20 protein-coding genes and 2 tRNA genes are annotated in these 21,588 nt (G+C 68.6%); 16 read left to right on the top strand and 6 right to left on the bottom strand.

The features are described 5' to 3' along the window. Positions 1-101: 101 nt before the first annotated feature. Positions 102-824, top strand: coding sequence for a hypothetical protein (locus AC1IQ6_RS22305; RefSeq protein ID WP_102774262.1), 723 nt, complete (start codon positions 102-104; stop codon positions 822-824). Between the two features lie 12 nt (positions 825-836). Next, positions 837-2,054 (top strand): threonine ammonia-lyase, encoded by a 1,218-nt coding sequence (locus AC1IQ6_RS22300; RefSeq protein ID WP_102774263.1) that lies wholly within the window; start codon positions 837-839, stop codon positions 2,052-2,054. Between the two features lie 18 nt (positions 2,055-2,072). Here AC1IQ6_RS22300 and AC1IQ6_RS22295 read toward each other — a convergent pair whose 3' ends face one another. Together AC1IQ6_RS22295 and AC1IQ6_RS22290 are read right to left on the bottom strand one after the other, a co-directional pair. Next, a complete protein-coding gene (locus AC1IQ6_RS22295; protein WP_246842508.1) occupies positions 2,073-2,621 on the bottom strand; it encodes a PIN domain-containing protein in 549 nt (182 codons plus the stop codon). Between the two features lie 534 nt (positions 2,622-3,155). Then, positions 3,156-4,079, bottom strand: a complete 924-nt coding sequence (locus AC1IQ6_RS22290) for a carbon-nitrogen hydrolase family protein (RefSeq protein ID WP_209165089.1) — start codon at positions 4,077-4,079, stop codon at positions 3,156-3,158. An 82-nt stretch (positions 4,080-4,161) separates the two neighbouring features. On the opposite strand from AC1IQ6_RS22290, the gene AC1IQ6_RS22285 reads away from it, so the two are divergent. The 5 genes from AC1IQ6_RS22285 (at position 4,162) to AC1IQ6_RS22265 (ending at position 9,441) form a co-directional block, all read left to right on the top strand. Further along, positions 4,162-5,154, top strand: a complete 993-nt coding sequence (locus AC1IQ6_RS22285; protein ID WP_485865321.1) for a LysR substrate-binding domain-containing protein — start codon at positions 4,162-4,164, stop codon at positions 5,152-5,154. Beyond that, on the top strand, positions 5,151-6,077 hold the full coding sequence (locus tag AC1IQ6_RS22280) for a LysR family transcriptional regulator (protein ID WP_102774268.1): 927 nt from the start codon (positions 5,151-5,153) through the stop codon (positions 6,075-6,077). The genes AC1IQ6_RS22285 and AC1IQ6_RS22280 overlap by 4 nt, the downstream gene beginning before the upstream one ends. 171 nt (positions 6,078-6,248) lie before the next feature. Continuing rightward, positions 6,249-7,457, top strand: a complete 1,209-nt coding sequence (locus tag AC1IQ6_RS22275) for a CaiB/BaiF CoA transferase family protein (protein ID WP_102774269.1) — start codon at positions 6,249-6,251, stop codon at positions 7,455-7,457. A gap of 75 nt (positions 7,458-7,532) precedes the next feature. Continuing rightward, entirely contained in the window at positions 7,533-8,492 is a 960-nt protein-coding gene (locus tag AC1IQ6_RS22270; RefSeq protein WP_485865320.1) for a Bug family tripartite tricarboxylate transporter substrate binding protein, read from the top strand. 28 nt (positions 8,493-8,520) lie between these two features. Next, positions 8,521-9,441, top strand: coding sequence for a hydroxymethylglutaryl-CoA lyase (locus AC1IQ6_RS22265; protein ID WP_102774271.1), 921 nt, complete (start codon positions 8,521-8,523; stop codon positions 9,439-9,441). A 6-nt stretch (positions 9,442-9,447) separates the two neighbouring features. Here the strand turns inward: AC1IQ6_RS22265 and AC1IQ6_RS22260 are convergent, their stop codons facing one another. Both AC1IQ6_RS22260 and AC1IQ6_RS22255 read right to left on the bottom strand, forming a co-directional pair. Continuing rightward, complete coding sequence (locus AC1IQ6_RS22260; RefSeq protein ID WP_102774272.1) at positions 9,448-9,885, bottom strand: universal stress protein; 438 nt, start codon at positions 9,883-9,885, stop codon at positions 9,448-9,450. A 182-nt stretch (positions 9,886-10,067) separates the two neighbouring features. Further along, a tRNA-Ser gene (locus tag AC1IQ6_RS22255) sits at positions 10,068-10,155 on the bottom strand. A 136-nt stretch (positions 10,156-10,291) separates the two neighbouring features. On the opposite strand from AC1IQ6_RS22255, the gene AC1IQ6_RS22250 reads away from it, so the two are divergent. From AC1IQ6_RS22250 to AC1IQ6_RS22215, 8 genes are all read left to right on the top strand, one after another. Beyond that, on the top strand, positions 10,292-11,269 hold the full coding sequence (locus AC1IQ6_RS22250; RefSeq protein ID WP_102774273.1) for an NAD(P)H-quinone oxidoreductase: 978 nt from the start codon (positions 10,292-10,294) through the stop codon (positions 11,267-11,269). 124 nt (positions 11,270-11,393) lie between these two features. Further along, entirely contained in the window at positions 11,394-12,140 is a 747-nt protein-coding gene (gene tpiA, locus AC1IQ6_RS22245) for a triose-phosphate isomerase (RefSeq protein WP_102774274.1), read from the top strand. Positions 12,141-12,161: 21 nt separating this feature from the next. Further along, positions 12,162-12,641, top strand: a complete 480-nt coding sequence (gene secG / locus AC1IQ6_RS22240; protein ID WP_102774275.1) for a preprotein translocase subunit SecG — start codon at positions 12,162-12,164, stop codon at positions 12,639-12,641. Positions 12,642-12,797: 156 nt separating this feature from the next. Beyond that, a complete protein-coding gene (locus AC1IQ6_RS22235) occupies positions 12,798-13,694 on the top strand; it encodes a LysR substrate-binding domain-containing protein (protein ID WP_102774276.1) in 897 nt (298 codons plus the stop codon). Between the two features lie 94 nt (positions 13,695-13,788). Next, positions 13,789-15,186: a 2-oxoadipate dioxygenase/decarboxylase HglS gene (hglS, locus tag AC1IQ6_RS22230; RefSeq protein ID WP_485865319.1), complete on the top strand. Its 1,398-nt coding sequence runs from the start codon at positions 13,789-13,791 to the stop codon at positions 15,184-15,186. Further along, positions 15,183-16,358 carry an alpha-hydroxy acid oxidase gene (locus tag AC1IQ6_RS22225; RefSeq protein ID WP_485865318.1) on the top strand — a complete coding sequence of 392 codons (1,176 nt, stop codon included), beginning with the start codon at positions 15,183-15,185 and terminating at the stop codon, positions 16,356-16,358. The genes hglS and AC1IQ6_RS22225 overlap by 4 nt, the downstream gene beginning before the upstream one ends. Positions 16,359-16,436: 78 nt before the next feature. Continuing rightward, positions 16,437-17,426, top strand: coding sequence for a Bug family tripartite tricarboxylate transporter substrate binding protein (locus tag AC1IQ6_RS22220; RefSeq protein WP_102774279.1), 990 nt, complete (start codon positions 16,437-16,439; stop codon positions 17,424-17,426). A gap of 120 nt (positions 17,427-17,546) precedes the next feature. Beyond that, positions 17,547-17,631, top strand: a tRNA-Leu gene (locus AC1IQ6_RS22215). Positions 17,632-17,879: 248 nt separating this feature from the next. Here AC1IQ6_RS22215 and AC1IQ6_RS22210 read toward each other — a convergent pair. Both AC1IQ6_RS22210 and AC1IQ6_RS22205 read right to left on the bottom strand, forming a co-directional pair. Then, positions 17,880-18,863 (bottom strand): quinone oxidoreductase family protein, encoded by a 984-nt coding sequence (locus AC1IQ6_RS22210; protein WP_485865317.1) that lies wholly within the window; start codon positions 18,861-18,863, stop codon positions 17,880-17,882. Positions 18,864-18,890: 27 nt separating this feature from the next. After that, positions 18,891-19,694: an SDR family oxidoreductase gene (locus tag AC1IQ6_RS22205; protein WP_485865316.1), complete on the bottom strand. Its 804-nt coding sequence runs from the start codon at positions 19,692-19,694 to the stop codon at positions 18,891-18,893. A 164-nt stretch (positions 19,695-19,858) separates the two neighbouring features. Between AC1IQ6_RS22205 and AC1IQ6_RS22200 the strand changes: the two genes are divergently transcribed. Beyond that, entirely contained in the window at positions 19,859-21,574 is a 1,716-nt protein-coding gene (locus tag AC1IQ6_RS22200; protein ID WP_485866595.1) for a thiamine pyrophosphate-binding protein, read from the top strand. Positions 21,575-21,588 lie beyond the last annotated feature (14 nt).

Below are 21,588 nucleotides of genomic sequence, written 5' to 3'. Positions count from 1 at the left end.
GACGACGCGCCGATTTCCTGTAAAGTCTTGCGCGAAGAGCCGGACCGGGCCGATGCCGCCGGCGGCCGGTAGAGCGCATGGGGGAAACGGATGGGCAAGGCATGACCGGATGGCTGAGATCCGCTGGCGCGGCGGGGCTGATCGCGGCGCTGCTGGCCGGCTGTATGAACCCCGCGCCCGGCCAGCGCGGGCCCAAGAGCGAGGACATGTCCGCCGACCAGTTCGGCCAGACCGACTTCAACCGCACCGTCACGCTGGAGGTGCGCGACAACCTCGCCAGCCTCTACGTGCTGCTGGACAAGCTGTATCGCCGCAACCCGCGCGAATGGCGCAAGACCGGGGCCCCGGACCAGGCCAAGGCGGTGGCGCTGGTCAAGCACGCGATCGAAGTCCGCATCCCGCCCCGCGACCTGCAGGGCCTGCGCGACATCCAGATCCTGGCGGTGTCGCTGGACCCCAACTACACCGGCGACCGCGTCGGCGCATTCATCTACGGCCTGGCCGACACCATCATCGCGGCCCATAATGGGAAAACCCGCTTGTACGCCATGGACGCGCTGGACGGGCAGCGGGTCTACAATGCCGCACGGAACGTCGAAGCGGCCGCCTGGCTGCTGGCGTCGCGCCGCGACAACCAGGGCGAACCGCTGCTGCTGGCCAACGAAATGTCCCAGAACGCCACGAACCTCAGCTTTGAGCGCGAATTCGGCGCCATCATCGGCCGGTTGGACCTGATCGCCAACCTGCTGGGCGAGAACGCGCGGCGCATCGGGATCAACTATGCGCAGGGGCTCTTGCTCTTCAATTTCCTTCCGGTGCGCTAAGGATTTCCCATCGTGATCGATATCGCTTCCATTCAGACCGCCCGCGAGAACCTGCGCGGCCAGGTGCTGAAGACCCCGTTTACCCTTTCCCGCACGCTGTCCGATATTTTCGGCGCCGAGATCTGGCTGAAATTCGAGAACCTGCAGTTCACGGCTTCCTTCAAGGAGCGCGGCGCGCTGAACCGCATGCTGACCCTGTCGGACGCCGAGCGCGCCGCCGGCGTGATCGCCGTGTCCGCCGGCAACCACGCCCAGGGCGTGGCCTACCACGCGCAGCGCATGGGCGTGCCGGCGGTGATCGTGATGCCGCGCTTCACGCCCACTGTGAAAATCGCCAACACGCGCCGCTTTGGCGCCGAGGTGGTGCTGGCGGGAGACACCTTCGACGACGCCAAGGCGCGTGGCTACGAGCTGGCCCGGGAGCGCGGGCTGACCATGATCCATCCGTACGACGACGAGGCCGTCATCTCGGGGCAGGGCACCGTGGCGCTGGAAATGCTGGAAGACCAGCCGCAGCTCGACATGCTGGTCATCGCCATCGGCGGCGGCGGCCTGATATCCGGGGTCGCCACCGCGGCCAAGGCGCTCAAGCCCGGCATCGAGATCGTCGGCGTGCAGACCGAACGCTTCCCGTCCATGTACGCCGCGGTCACCGGCGTCTCCATGCCGCAGGGGCAGTACACCATCGCCGAAGGCATCGCCGTCAAATCGCCCGGCGCGCTGACCCAGCCCATCGTCAGCAAACTGGTCGACCGCATCGAACTGGTGTCCGAAAGCGATATCGAACACGCCATCGTGGTGCTGCTGGAGATCGAAAAATCCGTGGTCGAAGGCGCCGGCGCGGCCGGCCTGGCCGCGCTGCTGCACGCGCAGGAAGCGGGCAGCGACCGCTACAAGGGCAAGCGCATCGGCCTGGTGCTGACCGGCGGCAACATCGACCCGCTGATGCTGGGCGAACTGATCGAGCGCGGCATGGTGCGCGCCGGACGCCTGGCGCGCATCCGCGTGGACCTGCGCGACCTGCCGGGCGCGCTGGCCCACGCCACCAAGCTCATCGCGGACGCCCAGGCCAACATCACCGAGGTCCACCACCAGCGCGCCTTCACCTCGCTGCCGGTGCGCAACGTCGAAGTCGATTTCGTGCTGCAGACCCGCGGCCCGGACCACATCCAGGAAGTGATCGACGTCCTGAACGCGGCGGGTTTCGCCGCCAGTAACCACGACCACTGAGCGCGGCCGCGCGGCGGCTCAGCCCGCCTCGCGCGCCAGCAGATTCCTCAGGCCATACAGCCGCTCGCGATGCAGGGTGGCCGCCAGCGGCTCGGGTTCGCGCCCCAGCGCGACGTAGTCGGCCGGCACCTGCGCCACCGCTTCGCGGATACGGTCGGCGCCGGTCTGCCACCATTGCACCAGCATGCGGTCCGGGTTGTAGACGTCCAGCCCCTGGCGCCGCAGTTCGGAACGGTTGAAATCCTTCAGGTTCCAGGTCAGCACCTGCACCACCGGCGGCTGCTGCAGGCCGCAGCGCGCGCGCCGCGCCAGTCCGGCCGCGATCACGTGGAAATCCTTGGGATCGCTGTAGCGCAGCGACGCCTCGTAGACCGCCGTGTCCAACTCCCGGGCGGCCGGGAAACGCGCATTCATCTCGTCCCACATCTCGCTCATGACCTCGGGCGGGATCTCCCAGATACGCGAGGCGTTGCGGCGCCATTCCTCGCCGATGCGGTCGGTCCAGACCGGCACGAACACCCCCGCCTCGGCCAGCCGCAGCAGCAGGCGGCGGAGAATGCCGGACATGAGAACGCAGGCGTCCAGGACGATGAAGGGCGGAGAGACGGCAGGGACGGTCAAGGTGCGGCCGGACAGGGTGGAAAGGCGAGGCGCAAGAATAATGGACTCTTCGGCAGCGCTGCGCGACTGGCGCAGGCGATGCGCGGGGAATGGGTGGTGCCCGAGACCGGAATCGAACCGGTACGGCCGCGAGGCCGAGGGATTTTCTTACCACTTCGGCTTTCGCCGCCAGCGCGGGCGCTGTTCGTGGTCTGGAGCACGCCTTCACCTTAGCCTTGCGGCCTTAGGTGCCCGCCGTCTGCTCTCTACACCTTCCCCGGCGATACGGCCTGGGCTTGGCTCGGCGTTGGCTCGGAACGGGTCCAGGGCATTCGCCGAGTTTGACGGGCTACACCTTTGGAGTTTCCTCCAAAGGGCTCAAATTGATTCAAGTCCCTTGTGTCTACCAATTTCACCACTCGGGCGTTGCCGGCCCGGTGAGGGCCGGCAGCGGGCGTGACTATACCATCCCGCGCATGGGGATATTGGCGGCGGCGTCCATCACTCGGTGAAACGCACGGACGTGCGCGGCCGTTCGTCCACGGTCAGGGAAAACACGTCGGGACGCGCATAATGCCCCACCACGTCGAAATCGTAGCGGGCCCGCACCAGCTCTTCGGTATCGACCTCCGCGGTCAGCAGCCCCGTCCCGCCGTGCATCGGCCCGGCCAGCACCTGGCCCAGCGGGCCGACGATGACCGAGCCGCCGTTGATCAGCGGCCGGGTGGCTTCCCAGCCCGGCACGTCCTGGCCGAGTTCGGCGGGCGAGGGCTGTACCTGGCAGGCGCTGACCACGAAGCAGCGGCCTTCGTGGGCGATGTGGCGCATCGAGCATTGCCAGATGTCGCGTTCGTCCACCGTGGGCGCGCACCAGATTTCGACGCCCTTGGCGTACATGGCGGTGCGCAGCAGCGGCATGTGGTTTTCCCAGCAGATGGCGCCGCCGATGCGGCCGGCGGCCGTGTCGACCACGGGCAGGGTGGAGCCGTCGCCCTGGCCCCAGATCAGCCGCTCGGTGCCCGTCGGCATGAGCTTGCGGTGCTTGGCGGCCAGGCCCGCGCCGGGCTCGAAGAAGAGCGCGGTGCAGTACAGCGTGCTGCCGCCGCGTTCGATCACGCCCACGACCAGGCTGGCGCCGGTGCGCTGCGACAGGGCGGCCAGCGCGTCGGTTTCCGGGCCGGGCACATCGATGGCGTTCTCGTAATAGCGGGCATAGGCCTCGCGGCCTTCCGGCAGGCGGTAGCCCAGGCGGGTGCCGAAGATTTCGCCCTTGGGGTAGCCGCCCAGCAGCGCTTCGGGCATGACGACCAGCGCGGCGCCGCTGGCGGCGATGTCGGTTTCGAAGGCCAGGATGTGTTCCAGCGTGCGGGCCTTGCCTTCGGGGGAAGCGCCGATCTGCAGCGCGGCGACGGTTTTCGCGGTCATGGGGGTCTCGCGGGTGGATGGAGGGTCGGCACAGTGTCCGGCCCGCCCTAAAATCAATCAATCCCGCCCGGAGATAAATGATATGAACAGAATTGATATCGAATCGACGGACCTCAACCTGCTGAAGGTCTTCGAGGCGATCTACGACGAGGGCGGGGCCGGCCGCGCGGCCTTGCGCCTGGGCGTGACGCAGTCGGCGGTCAGCGCCGCGCTGGGGCGCCTGCGCACGCTGTATGCGGACCCGCTGTTCGTGCGCACCGGCCGGGGCCTGGCGCCCAGCCTGCGGGCGCGCGAGCTGCGGCCGGTCATCGGCGAGGCGCTGGACAAGTGCCGCCAGAGCCTGGCGCTGGCGCGCCCGGAGGCGGCGGATTTCGCCGGGCGGTCGGTGACGCTGGGCCTGTCCGACGACTTCGAGATCGCGCTGGGGCGGCAGGCGATCGGCGCGCTGGCCGCCAGCGCGCCGGGCCTGCGCCTCATCTTCCGGCAGACCCACAGCCGGCTGGCCGCCGACATGCTGATGGCGCGCGAGGCCGATCTGGTCATTGCTTCGGGTGGCCTGGCTTCTCATGCCCTGCAGCGGGTGACGGTCGGGCAGGGCGGCTACGCCTGTCTGCTGGACCCGGCGAGCCTGGCGCCGGGACAGGCGGCGCTGACCGTGGACGAGTTCATCCGCCGCCGGCACGTGCTGGTGTCCTCGGGCGGCTTCATCGGCGTGGTGGACGAGGTGCTGCACGGCCTGGGGCTGGCGCGGCGGGTGCTGGCGTCGACCACGCATTTCGCCGCGTTGGCCTTTCTGTTGCGCGGCAGCGATTCCATCTCGACCCTGCCCGCCCATGCCGCGCGCGGACTGGCCGCGGCCACGGGGCTGCGCATGCTGCCCTGTCCGCAGGCCATGCCGGGCTACGCCATCGAAATGGGATGGCGGGCCGACGCATTGCGCGACGCGGCGGTGGCGGCGGTGAGGCGCAGCGTGCTGGGCCTGCTGGAGGCGTTCGACTGGATGCCTTCGGGCACGGCTATCGGGGAAACCCCCGTGACCGCTGCGGCGGACAACGCGGGACACTTGCGCCCATGAAACCCGCCGCACCCCTCATCCCGCCGCCGCGCGACATAGATCTGGTGTCGCTGCGCCTGTTCCTGTCCGCCCTGCAGGAAGGCAGCCTGGCGCGCGCCGCCGCCCGCGAGAACATCGTGCCTTCGGCGGTCAGCAAGCGCATGTCGGAAATGGAAGAGGCATTCGGCGTGCTGTTGCTGGAACGCGGCGTCAAGGGCGTGCAGCCCACGCCGGCCGGCGATGCGCTGGCCGCGCACGTGCGGCGCCTGCTGCAGGACATGGAGCGCATGCACCGCGAAATGGCGGGATTCGCGACCGGCGTGCGCGGGCGCGTCAGGCTGGCGGTCAGCGTGGCGGCGCTGTCCGGCGAGCTGCCGGAGCAGATCCAGTCGTTTCGCCGCGCGCATCCGCAGATCGACATCCTGCTGCAGGAGGACACCACGCAGGCCGCGTTTCGCGCCGTGCTGGAAGGGCAGGCCGACGTGGCGGCGGGCTCGGACTTCGGCCACGAGGGCCTGCAGGTCTATCCCTGCGGCCATTGCGAGCTGGCGGCGGTGGTGCCGGGGCAGCATCTGCTGGCCGAGCGCGAAACGCTGGACTATGCGCAGCTGCTGCCCTATGAGCAGATCGAGCTGAACCGCGACAACGGCATCAGCAGCGTATTCGAGCAGGCCGCCCGCGAGGCCGGCGTGACGCGGCGCATCAGCGCCCGCGTCAGCGCGCACGAGACCATCTGCACGCTGGTTGCCCGCGGCATGGGCGTGGCGGTGGTGCCGCTGTACCTGAAGGCGCGCCACGCGCACCTGGACATCCGTTTCATCCGCCTGACCGGTCCCTGGTCCAGCACGCCCTTGTGCATCGCCGTGCGCGACCCGGACGCGCTGGCGCCGGCGGCGCGCACGCTGCTGGCGCACCTGGGCGTGCTGCCCGCCGCCGGCGCATGACGCCTCACTGGGGCTAACCCGGACGTTCCGAAACGAGAATGCCCCGGTGCTGAAAGACCGCTACCCGCGACGCGCCCGCGGCGGCGATCATGGATGCATTGCGGCGGCGGCCGGCCCGGTTTCCGGAGCGGGCCGCGCCGGTTCATCCAACGCGGGCCAGAGGAAACATCGATGAGCGCAGCACCGGCTTCACCCTTCATGGACAACGACGAATTGCCCTTGCGCGGCATCAAGGTGCTGGAGCTGTCCCACATGATCATGGGGCCGGCGGCCGGCCTGGCGCTGGCCGACCTGGGCGCCGAAGTCATCAAGGTCGAGCCCATCGAAGGCGACCGCACGCGCCGCCTCAAGGGTTCGGGCAGCGGCTATTTCCCGGTGTTCAACCGCAACAAGCAAAGCCTGGCCATCGACCTGAAGGCGCCGCAGGGGCAGGCGGTGGTGCGCGAGCTGGCGCTGCAGGCCGACATGCTGGTGGAGAACTTCCGCGACGGCAGCCTGGCCCAGTACGGGCTGGACTACGAATCGCTGTCGGCCGCGAACCCGAAGCTGATCTACGTATCGCTCAAGGGCTTTCTGTCCGGCCCCTACAAACACCGCACCGCGCTCGACGAAGTGGTGCAGATGATGGGCGGGCTGGCCTATATCAACGGGGGCGCCGATACGCCGCAGCGCGTGGCGGCGTCGGTCAACGACATCCTAGGCGGAACGTTCGGCGTGGTGGGCGCGCTGGCGGCCCTGCACGACCGCCATCTGACGGGGCGCGGCCGGCACGTGCGCTCGGGCCTGTTCGAGAACAACCTGCTGCTGGTGGCGCAGTTCATCGCCCAGTACCAGTTGACCGGATCGGCGCCCAGGCCCATGGGCGCCGAGCGGCGGCCGCCCTGGGGGGTATACGACATCTTCGATACGGCCGACGGCCGGGTGTTCGTGGCGGTGGTCGGCGATGCGCAATGGCGCAACTTCGCGCAGACCTTCCTGCCGCCGGAATGGGCCGCCGATCCGCGGCTGGCCACCGCCGTCGACCGCGAGGCCGCGCGGCCGTGGCTGGTGCCGGGCGTGGCCGAGATCCTGAAGACCTGGAAGACGGATGCGCTGTGCGCCGCGCTGGAGGCGGCCAACCTGTCCTACGGTCCGATCCGCCAGCCGCACGACCTGCTGCAGGACGCGCACCTCAACGCCGGCGGCGCGCTGCTGAAGACGCGGCTGCCGGACGGCGGCGAGATCGACGCGGCGGCCCTGCCGATCGAATTCGACGGCCGCAAGGCCGGCAAGCGCTGCGACCCGCCCCACCGGGGCGGCGACACGCAAGCCATCCTGCGGGGCCTGGGCTGGGATGCCGAGCGCATCGACGCCTTGCGCTCGGCCGGCGTCATCGCCTGAGGGGACGCCGGCGCCCGAACCCCGTCGAGGCGGCGACAGACCGCCAAGACTTCCATCGAAGAGGAGACACCCGAGATGATCCGCAAACTTCTGGCGGTGGCCGCCCTGGCCGCCGCGTGCACGGCGCACGCGCAGGACTACCCCAACAAGCCCATCCGCATCATTATTCCGTCCACGCCCGGCGGCGGCACCGACTATATCGGCCGCCTGATGAGCACCAAGCTGCATGAACTCAACGGCTGGGCCGTCATCCCGGAAAACAAGCCGGGCGCGGGCACGGCGCTGGGCCTGGCCGAGGCGGCGCGCTCGCCCGCCCAGGGCTACGACCTGGTGATAGGCCAGTCCGACAACGTCACGCTGATACCGCTGCTGATGAAGGTGTCGTACGACCCGGTCAAGGACCTGGCCCCGGTGGCGCTGGTGGCCACCACGCCCATGGTGCTGCTGGTGGCCGACGGCTCGCCGTACAAGACCCTGCCCGAAGTGATCGAGGCCGCCAAGAAAGAGCCCAACAAGATCTCGTACGGCACCTCCGGCACGGGCGGCGGCGTGCACATCGCCATGGAGATGCTGCAGCACGAGGCCGGCTTCAAGATGCAGCACGTGCCATACAAGGGTTCGGCGCCCGCGCTGGCGGACCTGATGGGCGGCCACCTGCAGTTCGCGGGCTCCTCGATCTCGTCGGCCGCGACGCTGATCAAGTCCGGCAAGGTGCGCGCGCTGGCCGTGACCTCGCCCAAGCGCAATCCCGCGCTGCCGGACGTGCCCACCGTCGCCGAGCTGGGCTACAAGGGCTTCAGCGTGGTCACCTACTACGGCGTGCTGGCTCCGGCCAAGACGCCCAAGGCCGTGGTGTCCCGCCTGAACAGCGATTTCAACAAGCTGCTGGCGCGCAAGGACGTGCAGGAGGCGCTGGCCTCGCAGGGGCTGGAGACCGATCCGGTTTCCACCGAGCAGTTCGCCGCGCTGATCCAGTCGGACATCGGCAAGGCGCGCGAGACCATCAAGAGCGCGGGCATCGTGGTGCAGCAATAAGCCCGCTTCAGACCACAGGACGCCGCATATGAACCAGGAAGTCAGGCTTTGCGAAGTGGGCCCGCGCGACGGGCTGCAGATGGCCAGGGGCATGATGTCCGCCGCCGACAAGCTGCGCTGGATAAGGCAGTTGGCCGAGGCCGGGCTGCGCGAGATCGAGGTGGGCAGTTTCGTGTCGCCGCGGCTGGTGCCGCAGATGGCCGACACCGGCGCCATCCTGCCCGAAGCGCTCAAGGTGGAGGGGCTGACGGTCTGTGCGCTGGCCTGCAACCTCAAGGGCGCCATCGCCGCCTACGAGGCCGGCGCGCACGTGCTGTCGTTTCCCGTCTCGGTCAGCGACACGCACAGTCGCGCCAACGTGGGCAAGAGCACCGACGCGCAGCTGGAGGCGCTGGCGGCCATCGTCGACTGGGTCCGCGCCCAGGGCCGGCCCATGCGCATCGACGCGGCCGTGGCCACCGCCTTCGGCTGCTCGCTGGAAGGCGCGGTGCCGCTGCCGCGGGTGGCCCGGGTGGCGGCGGCCGCGGCCCGCGCCGGCGCCGACGAGATCGCCCTGGCCGACACGGTGGGCTACGCCCATCCCGCCCAGGTCCGCGACGCGGTGCGCGCCGCCCAGGACGCCGTGGGCGCGCGCCTGACCAAGCTGCACCTGCACGACACGATGGGGCTGGGGCTGGCCAATGCGCTGGCCGGCCTGAACGAAGGCATCCGCAGCTTCGACGCCTGCCTGGGCGGGCTGGGCGGCTGCCCATTCGCGCCCGGCGCGTCAGGCAACATCGTCACCGAGGACCTGGTGTTCATGCTGGAAAGCATGGGCTATGGCACCGGCATCGACCTGCCGCGGCTATTGGCCGCGCGTCCCCTGCTGGCCGAGGCGCTGCCGCAGGAAAGCCTGCGCAGCGGCGTGGCCGCCGCCGGGATTCCCAAGACCTTCCGGGCGGCGGCCTGACAGGCCTCAGCGATACACCAGCACCGGCAGCGTGGAGTGCGCCAGCACCTTCTGCGTCTCGCTGCCCAGCAGCATGGCGGCCATGGCGCCGTGGCCGCGCGAGGACATGGCGATCAGGTCGCAGCCCTGGGTCATCGCCAGGTCGATGATGGCCTGGTAGGGGCTGTTGCTCTCGCGCATTTCGGTCGTGCAGGCCACGCCGGCGGCCTGCGCCTTGGCCGCGGCCTGCGACAGGTACGACTGGGCCAGGTCGCGCGCGTGGCGCTCGTACTCCGTGCGCACGCCCTGCAGCTGCACGGCTTCCATGGAAATGGTATGGAAGGGGCTGTAGACCGTCAGCACCGTGACTTGCGCGCCCAGCGCGCGGGCCATGCCCAGTCCTTGCTCCAGTCCGGAGAAGGACAGCGCGGAGCCGTCGATGGGGATGAGTATGTGCTTGTACATGACAACCTCCCTGGAGTGGGGGAGGGCGCGCCGGTCCGGGAGCCCTCCGCAGGAGCGTGAACAGCGACAGCTATCCTCATACTACGCCTTGCGGCGCGTTCCGGCGAACCGGGCCGGCGCCGCGGATGCCGCGCGGGGACGAAAAAAAGCCCTTGCGCACGCAAGGGCTTGATTTCCTGTGTTGGCGGAAGCGGTGAGATTCGAACTCACGAACGGTTGCCCGTTGCCGGTTTTCAAGACCGGTGCAATCGACCACTCTGCCACGCTTCCGGGGGGCTTTGCCGCGCATTGTGCGGCAAATCTTGCGGCGATTCGACCATCTGGCAAACAATCGGGCCGAGGCGGACGCGATCCGCAGCAAAGGGCGCAATAATAATCCATTTGATGCAAAGGAAGGAGGCACGCGATGCACGCCGTAGAAATCTCCCGCCCGGGCGGCCCCGAGGTCCTGGTCCCCGTGGAGCGTCCCACGCCGCAAGCCGGCGCGGGTGAAGTCCTGATCAAGGTCAGCGCGGCCGGGGTCAACCGCCCGGACGTGTTCCAGCGCAAGGGCAACTACGCGCCGCCTCCCGGCGCCTCCGACCTGCCCGGCCTGGAAGTGGCCGGCGAGATCGTCGGCGGCGACGTCGCCGGCAGCGGCCTGGCCGTGGGCGACCGCGTCTGCGCGCTGGTGGCCGGCGGCGGCTACGCGGAATACTGCGTCGCGCCCGCGGCGCAATGCCTGCCCATCCCCAAGGGCCTGTCCGATATCGAGGCCGCGGGCCTGCCGGAAACCTATTTCACGGTCTGGAGCAACGTGTTCGACCGCGGCCGGCTGTCCGAGGGCGAGAGCCTGCTGGTGCATGGCGGCGCCAGCGGCATCGGCACCACGGCGATCCAGCTTGCCCGCGCGCTGGGCCACAAGGTCTACGCCACGGTCGGCAGCGACGAGCGCGCCCGCGCCGTGGAAGCCCTGGGCGCCACGCTGGGGATCAACTACAAGACCCAGGACTTCGTCAAGGAAGTGCTGGAGGCCAATGGCGGGCGCGGCGTGGACGTGATCCTGGACATGGTGGCCGGCGACTACATCGCCCGCGACATGCAGTGCCTGGCCGACGATGGGCGCATCGTCATCATCGCCCAGCTGGGCGGGGCCCGCGCCGAGGTGGACACGGCCCAGGTCATGCGCCGCCGCCTGACCATCACCGGTTCGACCCTGCGTCCGCGGCCGGTCGCCTTCAAGGGCGCCATCGCTCGCGCGCTGCGCGAACGCGCCTGGCCGCTGCTGGAAAAAGGGGACATTAAGCCCATCGTGCACGCGACCTTCCCGCTGGCCGAGGCCGCCCGGGCCCACGCCATGATGGAAAGCGGCGAAAACATCGGCAAAATCATTCTGACGATGTAAGAATCGCGGGGCCTCTCGGCGTAGCGCCCCGCAACAGGATACAATCACGGGTTTCGCCTGGAATTATTTCCAGGCAGGCCCGTGGGCGCTTTTCGCCGCCCGCATCCTCTCTAGACACTACGCCATGACTTCAGTCGAAAACCGCGCCCGCCTCGTGCTGGGCAACTGGAAGATGCACGGTAACCTGGCCGAGAACGCTGCGTTGCTGACCGAGCTGCGCGCCGCGGATGCTGCGAGCCACTGCGAAATCGGCGTCTGCGTGCCGTTTCCGTACCTGGCGCAAGCCGCATCGGCCCTGACTGGAAGCAGTGTGTCCTGGGGGGCGCAGGATGTCAGCGCGCACGAAAAGGGCGCCTATACCGGCGAGGTGTCCGGCCCCATGCTGAAGGAATTCGGCTGCCGCTGGGCGCTGGCCGGCCATTCCGAGCGCCGCGTGCTGCACGGTGAAACCGACGAAGCGGTGGCCGCCAAGGCCCAGGCCGCCCTGGCCGCCGGCCTGACGCCGGTGGTCTGCGTCGGCGAATCGCTGGCCGACCGCGACGCCGGCAATACCCTGGCCGTGATCGAGCGCCAGCTCAAGCCGGTGCTGGCCCTGGGCGCCGACGCCGTGTCGCGCATGGTGCTGGCCTATGAACCGGTCTGGGCCATCGGCACGGGCCGCAGCGCCAGCCCCGAGCAGGCCCAGGAAGTCCACGGCGCCATCCGCGCCTCGCTGCGCGCGCTGGGCGCGGAGCAGGTGCAAGTGTTGTACGGCGGCAGCGTCAAAGCTGCCAACGCCGCCAGTCTGTTCGCCATGACTGATATCGACGGGGCCCTGGTCGGCGGCGCGTCGCTCGTGGCCGAAGAATTTTTGCGTATCGCCGCCATCTAAGTTTCCGCTCCGGAGTCTGTAATGCCCATCACGTTCAAACTTCTGCTGGCCGTCCAAGTGATCTCGGCGCTGGCTATCATCGTCCTGGTCCTGCTGCAGCAGGGCAAAGGCGCCGACATGGGGTCCGCCTTCGGCAGCGGCTCGGCCGGCAGCCTGTTCGGCGCCACCGGCGCCGCGAACTTCCTGTCGCGCGCGACCAAGTGGGCCGCCGTCGTGTTCTTCGCGTCCACCGCCGGCCTGGCCTACTTCAGCCACCAGGGCTCGGCCGCTCCCGGCGTCGATTCGGGCGTGATGCAAAGCTACCCGGCCGACCGTTCGGTGCCCCAGGTGCCGGGTTCGTCGGCTCCGGCCTCGTCCGTGCCGGGCGCCGCCTCGGTGCCCGCCGCCCCGGCCAAGCCCGACGCCTCGGTGCCGTCGGTGCCGGCGGCTCCGGCCACCCCCGCGCCCGCCGCGCCGGCTCCGGCCGCCGGCGACAAGCCGGCCGAAACGCCGGCGAAGTAAGCCACAGCAGTCCACGGGGCCGGCGCAAGCCGGCCTTTTTCATGGGCGCGCTGGAACGTCATGGGCGCGCTGGAACGGCCTGCGATAATGCGGGCGGACGGCGGCCGGCGTGGACGCGCGCGGGCCGCCGGCACAGGTATTTTCGGATCGGCCTCCATGGAAAAGCGTTTGATGCCATCGATGATGGCGCTGCAGTGTTTCGAGGCGGTGGCGCGGCACATGAGCTTCACGCGCGCCGCCGAGGAACTGCACATGACCCAGAGCGCGATCAGCAAACAGATCGCGCAACTCGAGGCGCTGCTGCGCAACCCGCTGTTCCTGCGGGTGCGGCGGCGCCTGCAGTTGACGCCGGCGGGCGCGCTGTACCAGTCCGAGGTCCGGGCCATCCTGAACCAGGTGGACATGTCCTCGCGCTACATCCTGACCTACGGCAGCGAGACGCAGGTTCTCACCATCGGCACCCAGCCGACCTTCGGCGCGCGCTGGCTGATCCCGCGCCTCAAGCGCTTCATGGCCGCGCATCCGGACATCCAGGTCAAGGTCCGCAGCGAGACCCGGCCGTTCGACCTGATGCAGGCCAAGATCGACATTTCGTTCTTCTTCGGCCACGGCACCTTGCCCGGCGCCCAGTGCCGCGAATTGTTCGAGGCCGAAGTGGTGCCGGTCTGCGCGCCCGGCTTCCTGCCGGGCGACCGGGTCGACAGCCTGGAAGCGCTGAGCGCGCAGGAACTGATCCAGTGCGCCTCGCGGCCCGAGGCCTGGCACGACTATTTCTCGCACCAGCAGTTCCAGTCCGACCGCAGCTACCACGGGCCGCGCTTCGACACTTTCTACATGTGCGTGCGCGCCGCCGAAAGCGGCTGCGGCATCGCGCTGACCCCGCGCCTGCTGGCCGAGGAAGAGCTGCAGGCCGGCAAGCTGGTGATCCCGTGGGGCTACGTGCAGCCCAGCGACGGCGCGTATTTCGTCGCCTATTCCGAGCATTCGGCCGAGGTGCCGAAGATCAAGCAGTTCGTCGCCTGGGTCGAGCAGGAAGCCGCGCGCCGTCCATGAAAAAATGGACTGATTAAGCCGAATTTTTTCATTTGATTGCGGCGGCGCGGCATGATTTCATGCGGGCCTTGTCTACCGATGCGCCAAGCCCGCCATGAATCAGAATTTCGTCAGCCCCGACCAGATCCGCGCCTGGTTCTCCCGCGCCATGTCCGACATGTACAAGTCGGAAGTGCCCCTGTATGACACGCTGCTGGACCTGGTCGCCCAGGTCAACGCCAAGACCCTGGCCGAGCAGCCCGAACTGGCCGCACAGCTGGCGCGCACGGGCGAGATCGAGCGCCTGGACATCGAGCGCCATGGCGCCATCCGCGTGGGCACGGCCGAAGAGCTGTCCAATATGCGCCGCGTGTTCGCCGTGATGGGCATGCAGCCCGTGGGCTATTACGACCTGTCGCCGGCCGGCGTGCCGGTGCACTCCACCGCGTTTCGCGCCACCCACGAGCAGGCGCTGCAGGCCAGCCCGTTCCGCGTCTTCACCTCGCTGCTGCGCCTGGAACTGATCGACGACGCCGCGCTGCGCGAGAAGGCCGCACGCATCCTGGCGGCGCGCCGCATCTTCACCCCGCGGGCGCTGGAACTGGCCGCGCGCTTCGAAGCCGAGGGCGGCCTGGACGAGGCCTGCGCCCGGGAATTCGTGGCCGAAGCCCTGCACACGTTCCGCTGGCACGGCGAAGCCACCGTCAGCCTGCAGGACTACCAGGAGCTGCATGGCCAGCACCGCCTGATCGCCGACGTGGTGGCCTTCAAGGGTCCGCACATCAACCACCTGACGCCGCGCACGCTGGACATCGACGAAGCCCAGGCCGAGATGCCGCGCCGCGGCGTGGCCGCCAAGGCCGTGATCGAAGGCCCGCCGCCGCGCAAGTGCCCGATCCTGCTGCGCCAGACCAGCTTCAAGGCGCTGGAGGAAGCCGTCAGCTTCATCGGCGCCGACGGCCGCGCCGCGCCCGGCAGCCATACGGCCCGCTTCGGCGAGATCGAACAGCGCGGCGTCGCGCTCACGCGCAAGGGCCGCGCGCTGTACGACCACCTGCTGGACCTGGCGCGCAGCCGCAATCCGGGCGCGACCAACGAAAGCAATGCCGCCGCCTACATGCAGAACCTGCAGGACTGCTTCGCCGCGTTTCCGGACGACTACTCGGAACTGCATGCCCAGGGCCTGGCGTATTTCCGCTACTACCTGACCGGCAAGACCGGCGCGCCGGCCAGCGCCGACGCGCAAGCGCTGATCGAGCAGGGCTACATCCGCTACGAGCCGCTGGTGTACGAAGACTTCCTGCCGGTCAGCGCCGCCGGCATCTTCCAGTCGAACCTGGGCGACAAGGGCCAGACCGAATACGCGCAGAACGCCAGCCAGGCCGCTTTCGAGCAGGCGCTGGGCGCGCCGGTGCTGGACGAGCTGGCGCTCTACCAGGACACGCAGGACCGCTCGCTGGCGGCCTGTCTGCAGGCGCTGGGCGTACAGGCCGGCGAGCCGGCGGTAGCATGAGCCGGCTGGACCGCTGCCTGTCGGTGCGCGACTTCGAGCGCGAGGCGCGGCGCATCATGCCGCGCTGCGTCGAAGGCTACGTCTGCGGCGGCACCGAGGACGGCGCTTCGCTGGCCGAGTCGGTGCGCGCCCTGGGCGACGTCGGGTTCCGGCCGCGGGGGCTGCGCGTAGTGGACCAGCGCAACAGCAAGGTCGAACTCTACGGCCAGACCTACGCCATGCCGGTGGGTTTCGCGCCCACCGGATTCTCCGCCATCGTCATGCACGAGTGCGACCTGGCGCTGGCGCAGGCCGCGCAGCACGCCGAGATTCCGTTCATCATCAGCGGCGCTTCCAGCGTGCCGCTGGAACGCCTGCAGCAGGCCACGGGCAAGCGCTGCTGGTACCAGGCCTATCTGCCGGGCAACACCGAACGCATCGGCAGGCTGTTGGACCGCCTGCGCCAGGCCGAGATCCCGGTGCTGGTGGTCACCATCGACACCTGCGTAGGCGCGAACCGCGAGAACCTGCAGCGCCTGGCCTTCACCGTGCCTTTCAAGATGAGCGCCAGCGTGGTGCTCGACGGCCTGCGGCATCCGCGCTGGAGCCTGAACGTCTTCATGCGCACGCTGCTGGGCAGCGGCGTGCCGCGCTTCTCGAATCTTTACGAGGAGATCGGCCCGCCCATCACGCAGGACCCGCCCAACGGCTTTCGCGGCGAACGCGACAAGCTGTCGTGGGAGCACATCCGCTGGATTCGCGAGAACTGGCCGGGCAAGCTGGTGCTCAAGGGCGTGATGCATCCCGACGACGCGCGCCAGGCCTGCGCGGCCGGCGCCGACGGCGTCATCGTCTCCAACCACGGCGGCCGCCAGCTGGACGGCTGCATTTCGCCGCTGCAGGCGCTGCCCGAGATCGTGGCGGCGGTGCCGCCCGGATTTCCGGTCATGGTCGACGGCGGATTCCGCCGCGGCTCGGACGTGCTCAAGGCGGTGGCCCTGGGCGCGCGCATGGTGTTCACCGGCAGGCCGCAGCTTTTCGGGGCGGCGGTCGGCGGCCAGGCCGGCATCCGCAAGGTGGCCGCGATTTTCCGCAGCGAAATCTCGACCGACCTGGCGCTGCTGGGCTGCAGCAGCCTGGCCGATGTCACGCCGGATCTGATCGCGCCGATACGGCCAGCCAGCCCGGCATAGGCCGCCGCCAGCCCCCACAACGATAAAAACGGCCGCGCCCGCCCGGGGCGCGCCGATCCGCTTTCGACAGGAGGAAACATGAAGAAGATCCATACCAGACTGGCCGCCGCCGCGGCGGCGCTCGCCTGCTTCGCGTCGGCGCCGGCCCACGCCCAGGCCGATGCCTATCCGTCCAAGCCGGTGCGGCTGGTCGTGGGCTATGCCCCCGGCGGCACCACCGACATCAGCGCCCGCATGATCGCCGACGTGCTGGGCAAGGAGTTCGGCCAGACTTTCGTGGTCGAGAACAAGCCTGGCGCCAACAGCAACATCGGCGCCGAGTCGGTGGTGCGCGCGCCCGCCGACGGCTACACCTTGTTCGTGGGGTCCATCTCGACCGCCATCAACCAGTCCCTGTACTCCAAGATGTCGTTCGACGCGCTCAAGGACCTGGACGCCGTCGCGCTGCTGAACGTGGTGCCCAACATCCTGGCCGTCAACGCCGCCGTGCCCGTCAAGACCGTGCAGGAATACATCGATTACGCCAAAAAGCATCCCGGCAAGCTGACCTGCGCCTCGCCCGGCAACGGCTCGTCCGCGCACCTGGGCTGCGAGCTCTTCAAGATGAAGACCGGCATCGACATCCTGCACGTGCCGTATCGCGGCAGCGGCCCGGCCGTGGCCGACCTGCTGGGCGGACAGGTCGATTCCATCTTCGACAACCTGCCGCCGCTGCTGCCGCACGTGCGCGCCGGCAAGCTCACCGGCCTGGCCGTCACCACCGGCAGCCGCGTGCCGTTCGCGCCCGAAATCCCCACCATCGCCGAGTCCGGCGTGGCCGGCTTCGACGTGGCGGCCTGGTTCGGCGTATTCGCGCCCGCCGGCACCCCGGCGGACATCGTGCAGAAGGTCAATACCGCCATCAACAAGGCCCTGGCATCCGACCCCGCGCTGGCGGCCAGCTACCAGAACAACGGCTTCCTGATGCCCCCGCCGCCCAACACGCCGCAGGCGTTCAAGGCCTTCATGGAAAGCGAAACGCGCAAATGGGACGAAGTCGTCAAGGCGACGAACCTGCAGATCAACTAGAATTGTTGCTGCTCGGCGGGAGCGGGCCGGACGACAAAGAACCGGCCGTTTCCCCCGAATCGCAATTTGCGTGGTAGAATGCTCGACTTTCCAGGAAGTTAAGATTTTCTGAAAACCCCAGCCGACGTGGTGAAATTGGTAGACACGCTATCTTGAGGGGGTAGTGGCGAAAGCTGTGCGAGTTCGAGTCTCGCCGTCGGCACCAAGCATTTGGAATCCGTTGAACTCATATAATCAATAACGTTCAATTTCAACGGGTTGCAGGATAGGGCCTAGATCCATTGACTGCAGAAAATCAAGTTTTCGCAGGCAACGGTCCCAGGCAATCCCCACGCATGCCAAGCATCCAGAAGATGGCGAAAGCTCATCGCACTTCGCCTTCCACGATGCGCGCCGCACTGCCGCGACCGATCCTCCTCCTGACAGCCGCCGGCGCAGGCCGCCCCTCGCCGCTCAGTTTCCGTCCACGCGCAACACCAGCGGCCTGAGGCGGGAGCGGTCCTCCAACATGGCGTGCGCCCGGGCCGCATCGCGCAGCGGCAGTTCCTGGCTTTCCGGAATGTCCAGGGCGCCTTCCTGGCACGCGGCAAAGTAGCGCCGGGCAGCATCGCGCAGCAGCGCGGGCGTTCGCACGTGCTGGAAGACACTGGGGCGGGAAAGCGAATTGGATTTCGGAAAGAGCATCGACACTTCGAAGGCGGGCACGGCGCCCGACGCCTGGCCGTAGTTCGCGAGATGCCCGAAGGGCGCCAGGCATTCCATCGAGCCGAAGAACGTGTCCTTGCCCACCGCGTCGTACGCGACCTGGACGCCGGCGTTCCCGGTGATCTCGCGCACGCGCGCCACGAAGTCCTCGTCGCGGTAGCGCACCACCGAATGGCAGCCGGCCGCCAGCGCCAGCGGCACCTTCTCCGCGGAGCCCACCGTGCCGATCACATTGGCTCCCAGGTGCCGCGCCCATTGGCACAGCAGCGTCCCGACCCCGCCCGCCGCCGCATGCACCAGCACCCAATCGCCTTCCTGGACGGCATACACGCGCTGGACCAGCATCTGCGCGGTCAGGCCCTTGAGCAACGAAGACGCGGCCGTGATGTCGGACACGCCGTCCGGCAGCGGCACCAGGAGATCCGCGGCGATGGCGCGCCGTTCGGAATAGGCGCCATATTGCCGGGTGACATAGGCGACGCGGTCACCCGGCTTGAAATCCCGTACGTCCCTTCCGGCCGCTACGACGACGCCGGCCGCCTCGATGCCCGGAATACCCGGCAGGGCCAGGGTCTTGTAAAGACCCGAGCGCACATACGCGTCGTGATAGTTCACGCCGACGGCGGTATGGCGCAGCAGCACTTCATGCGCCTGCGGCTCGGCGACTTCGATGGGTTCCCACTGCAGGACATCCGGGCCTCCGGTGGTGCGCATGACGATGGCTGAAGTCATGGATTTTCCTCTTGTTCGATGAAGGGGTTACAGGGTGCCGGGATAGGCGCCGCCGTCAATCAGCAGATTCTGCGCCGTAATGTAGGCGGCCTGCCGGCTGCAAAGAAAGGCGCAGGCGGCCCCGAATTCCTCCGCGTGTCCAAAGCGCCGCGCGGGAATGGCGTCCAGGCGCTTGGCGATGTAGGCCTCCAGTTCCATCGCCGCCTGAGCGGCGCCCGCGGCCAGATTGGACCTGAGCCGGTCCGTATCGAACGTGCCGGGCAAGAGGTTGTTGATGGTGACGCCGCTGCCCGCGACCTGGCGCGCCAGCCCCGCCACAAAGCCGGTAAGGCCGCTGCGCGCCCCGTTGGACAGGCCCAGATAAGGGCTGGGGGCCTTTACCGCCGTGCTGGTGATATTGCAGATCCGCCCCCAGCCGCGCGACATCATGCCATCCAGCGTCTCGCGCATCAGCGCGATCGGGGTGAGCATGTTGGCGTCGAGCGCGCGGTGCCAGGCCGCGTCGTCCCAATCACGGAAATCGCCCGCGGGCGGGCCTCCCGCGTTCGTCACGAGTATGTCGAATTCCCCCCGTGCGCCGTCGGGTAGCCGGGCGGCGGCTGCAAGCGCGTCCGCGCGCCCTTCCGGGGTCGTGATGTCGGCGGCGACGGCCTCCACGCTTACCGGCCCCAACGATCTCAGATGCCCGGCCGCGGCCTGGAGCGGGGGCTCGTTGCGCGCCACGATCACCAGATGCACGCCGGCCCGCGCCAAGGCCTGGGCGCAGGCGTAGCCCAATCCCTTGCTGGCAGCGCACACCAACGCTCTCTTTCCTGAAATACCGAGGTCCATCGTCTCCTCCATTTCCTTTGTGCGACAAGGCGGCACTTTGCATGCGACGCCGGTACGCGCATTATTTATCAAAATAAATTTTGCTGCTTGTGAAATTTTACTTTCATTATTATGATGAAAACCGAATATTCACCCTCTCCATCTACGCAACCATCCGAGAAGCAATGAGCGCAACGCATACAGCCCCCGTCCCGATGTCGCGGCCCCGCACCGGCGGCCAGATCCTGGTCGACCAGCTTCGCATCCACGGAATCGAACACGTCTTCTGCGTTCCGGGCGAAAGCTATCTTGCGGTGCTGGACGCATTGCACGATGCCGACATCAACGTGACGGTATGCCGCCAGGAAGGCGGCGCCATGATGATGGCCGAGGCGCATGGCAAGCTGACCGGCCGGCCCGCCGCCTGCTTCGTGACGCGGGGGCCGGGAGCCGCGAACGCGACGCCTGGAATCCATATCGCTTCGCACGATTCCACTCCCGTGCTGGTTTTCGTCGGCCAGATAGAACGCGGCGTGCGCGAGCGCGGTGCGCTCCAGGAGCTGGACTACCGCGCCGCATTCAGCCATTTCGCGAAGTGGGCCACCGAGATCGACGACGCCCGCCGCATACCAGAGATCGTGTCGCGTGCGGTCCACACGGCCATGTCGGGCCGGCCCGGGCCGGTTCTGGTCGCGCTGCCCGAGGACATGCTCGTCGACCGGGTCGAATGCGCGGATGCGCAGCCGGCCCAGGAAACGCAAGCCTATCCCGGCGCCGGGCAGGTGGCCGCCGCGCTGGCGCTCCTGGCCCAGGCCAGCCGGCCCCTGGTGGTGCTCGGCGGCACCCGCTGGACCGCCGAGGCGGTAAGCCGTTTCGCGCAGTGGGCGCGCGACTCGCGCCTGCCGGTGACCGTTTCGCTGCGCCGCCAGATGCTTTTTCCAACCAGCAACGAATCATTCGTCGGCGATCTCGGCTTCGGGCCCAATCCGGCCCTGGTCGAACAGGTCAAGCAGGCCGATCTCATTCTCCTGGTCGGCAGCCGGATGTCCGAGACGCCCAGCCAGGGCTATACCCTGCTCGACATTCCCGTTCCGAGGCAAAAGCTCATCCACGTCTTCCCCGATGCCGCCGAGCTTGGCCGCGTCTACGCGCCCACGCTCGGCATCTGCGCGACTCCCTCGGCATTTGTCGAGGCGCTGGCCGCCAAGCCGCTGCCGGCCTCGAAATCCCGCGCGGAATATGCCGCCAGGCTGCGCACCATCTACGAGACATGGCGCAGCACCGAGCCAGTGGCGACTCCGGGCGCGTTGCAGATGTCCAGGGTGATAGAGCATCTCAACAAGGTGCTGCCGCAGGACGCCATCGTATGCAACGGCGCCGGCAACTATGCCACCTGGATTCACCGCTTCTACCGCTTCGACGCATTCGGCACCCAGCTGGCGCCGACCTCCGGTTCGATGGGCTATGGCGTTCCGGCCGCAGTGGGCGCAAAACGCGTGTTCCCGCACAAGACCGTGGTCGCGTTCGCCGGGGACGGCTGTTTCCTGATGAACGGCCAGGAGTTCGCGACGGCCGTGCAATACGGGCTGCCGATCATCGTCATCGTGGTGGACAACGGCATGTACGGGACGATACGCATGCACCAGGAACGAGAGTATCCCGGCCGCATCAGCGCCACGGCGCTGCGCAACCCCGACTTCGCCGCCTATGCCCGCGCCTTCGGCGGGCACGGAGAGCGCGTCGAGAAAACGGAGGATTTCGCCCCCGCCTTCGAGCGCGCGCTGGCCTGCGGCCAGCCCGCCATTCTGCATTGCGTGATCGACCCGGAGGCCATCAGCCCCGCTTTCACGCTCTCGCAGGTGCGCGAATCCGCACTGGCCGCCGGCCGCGGCCGCGCCTGAACCCAAGCACGGAG

Source organism: Achromobacter sp. MUI-25009338 (genome assembly GCF_057359325.1).
The sequence above is the reverse complement of the archived record's forward strand: the minus strand, read 5'-3'. Positions and strand labels throughout refer to the sequence as shown.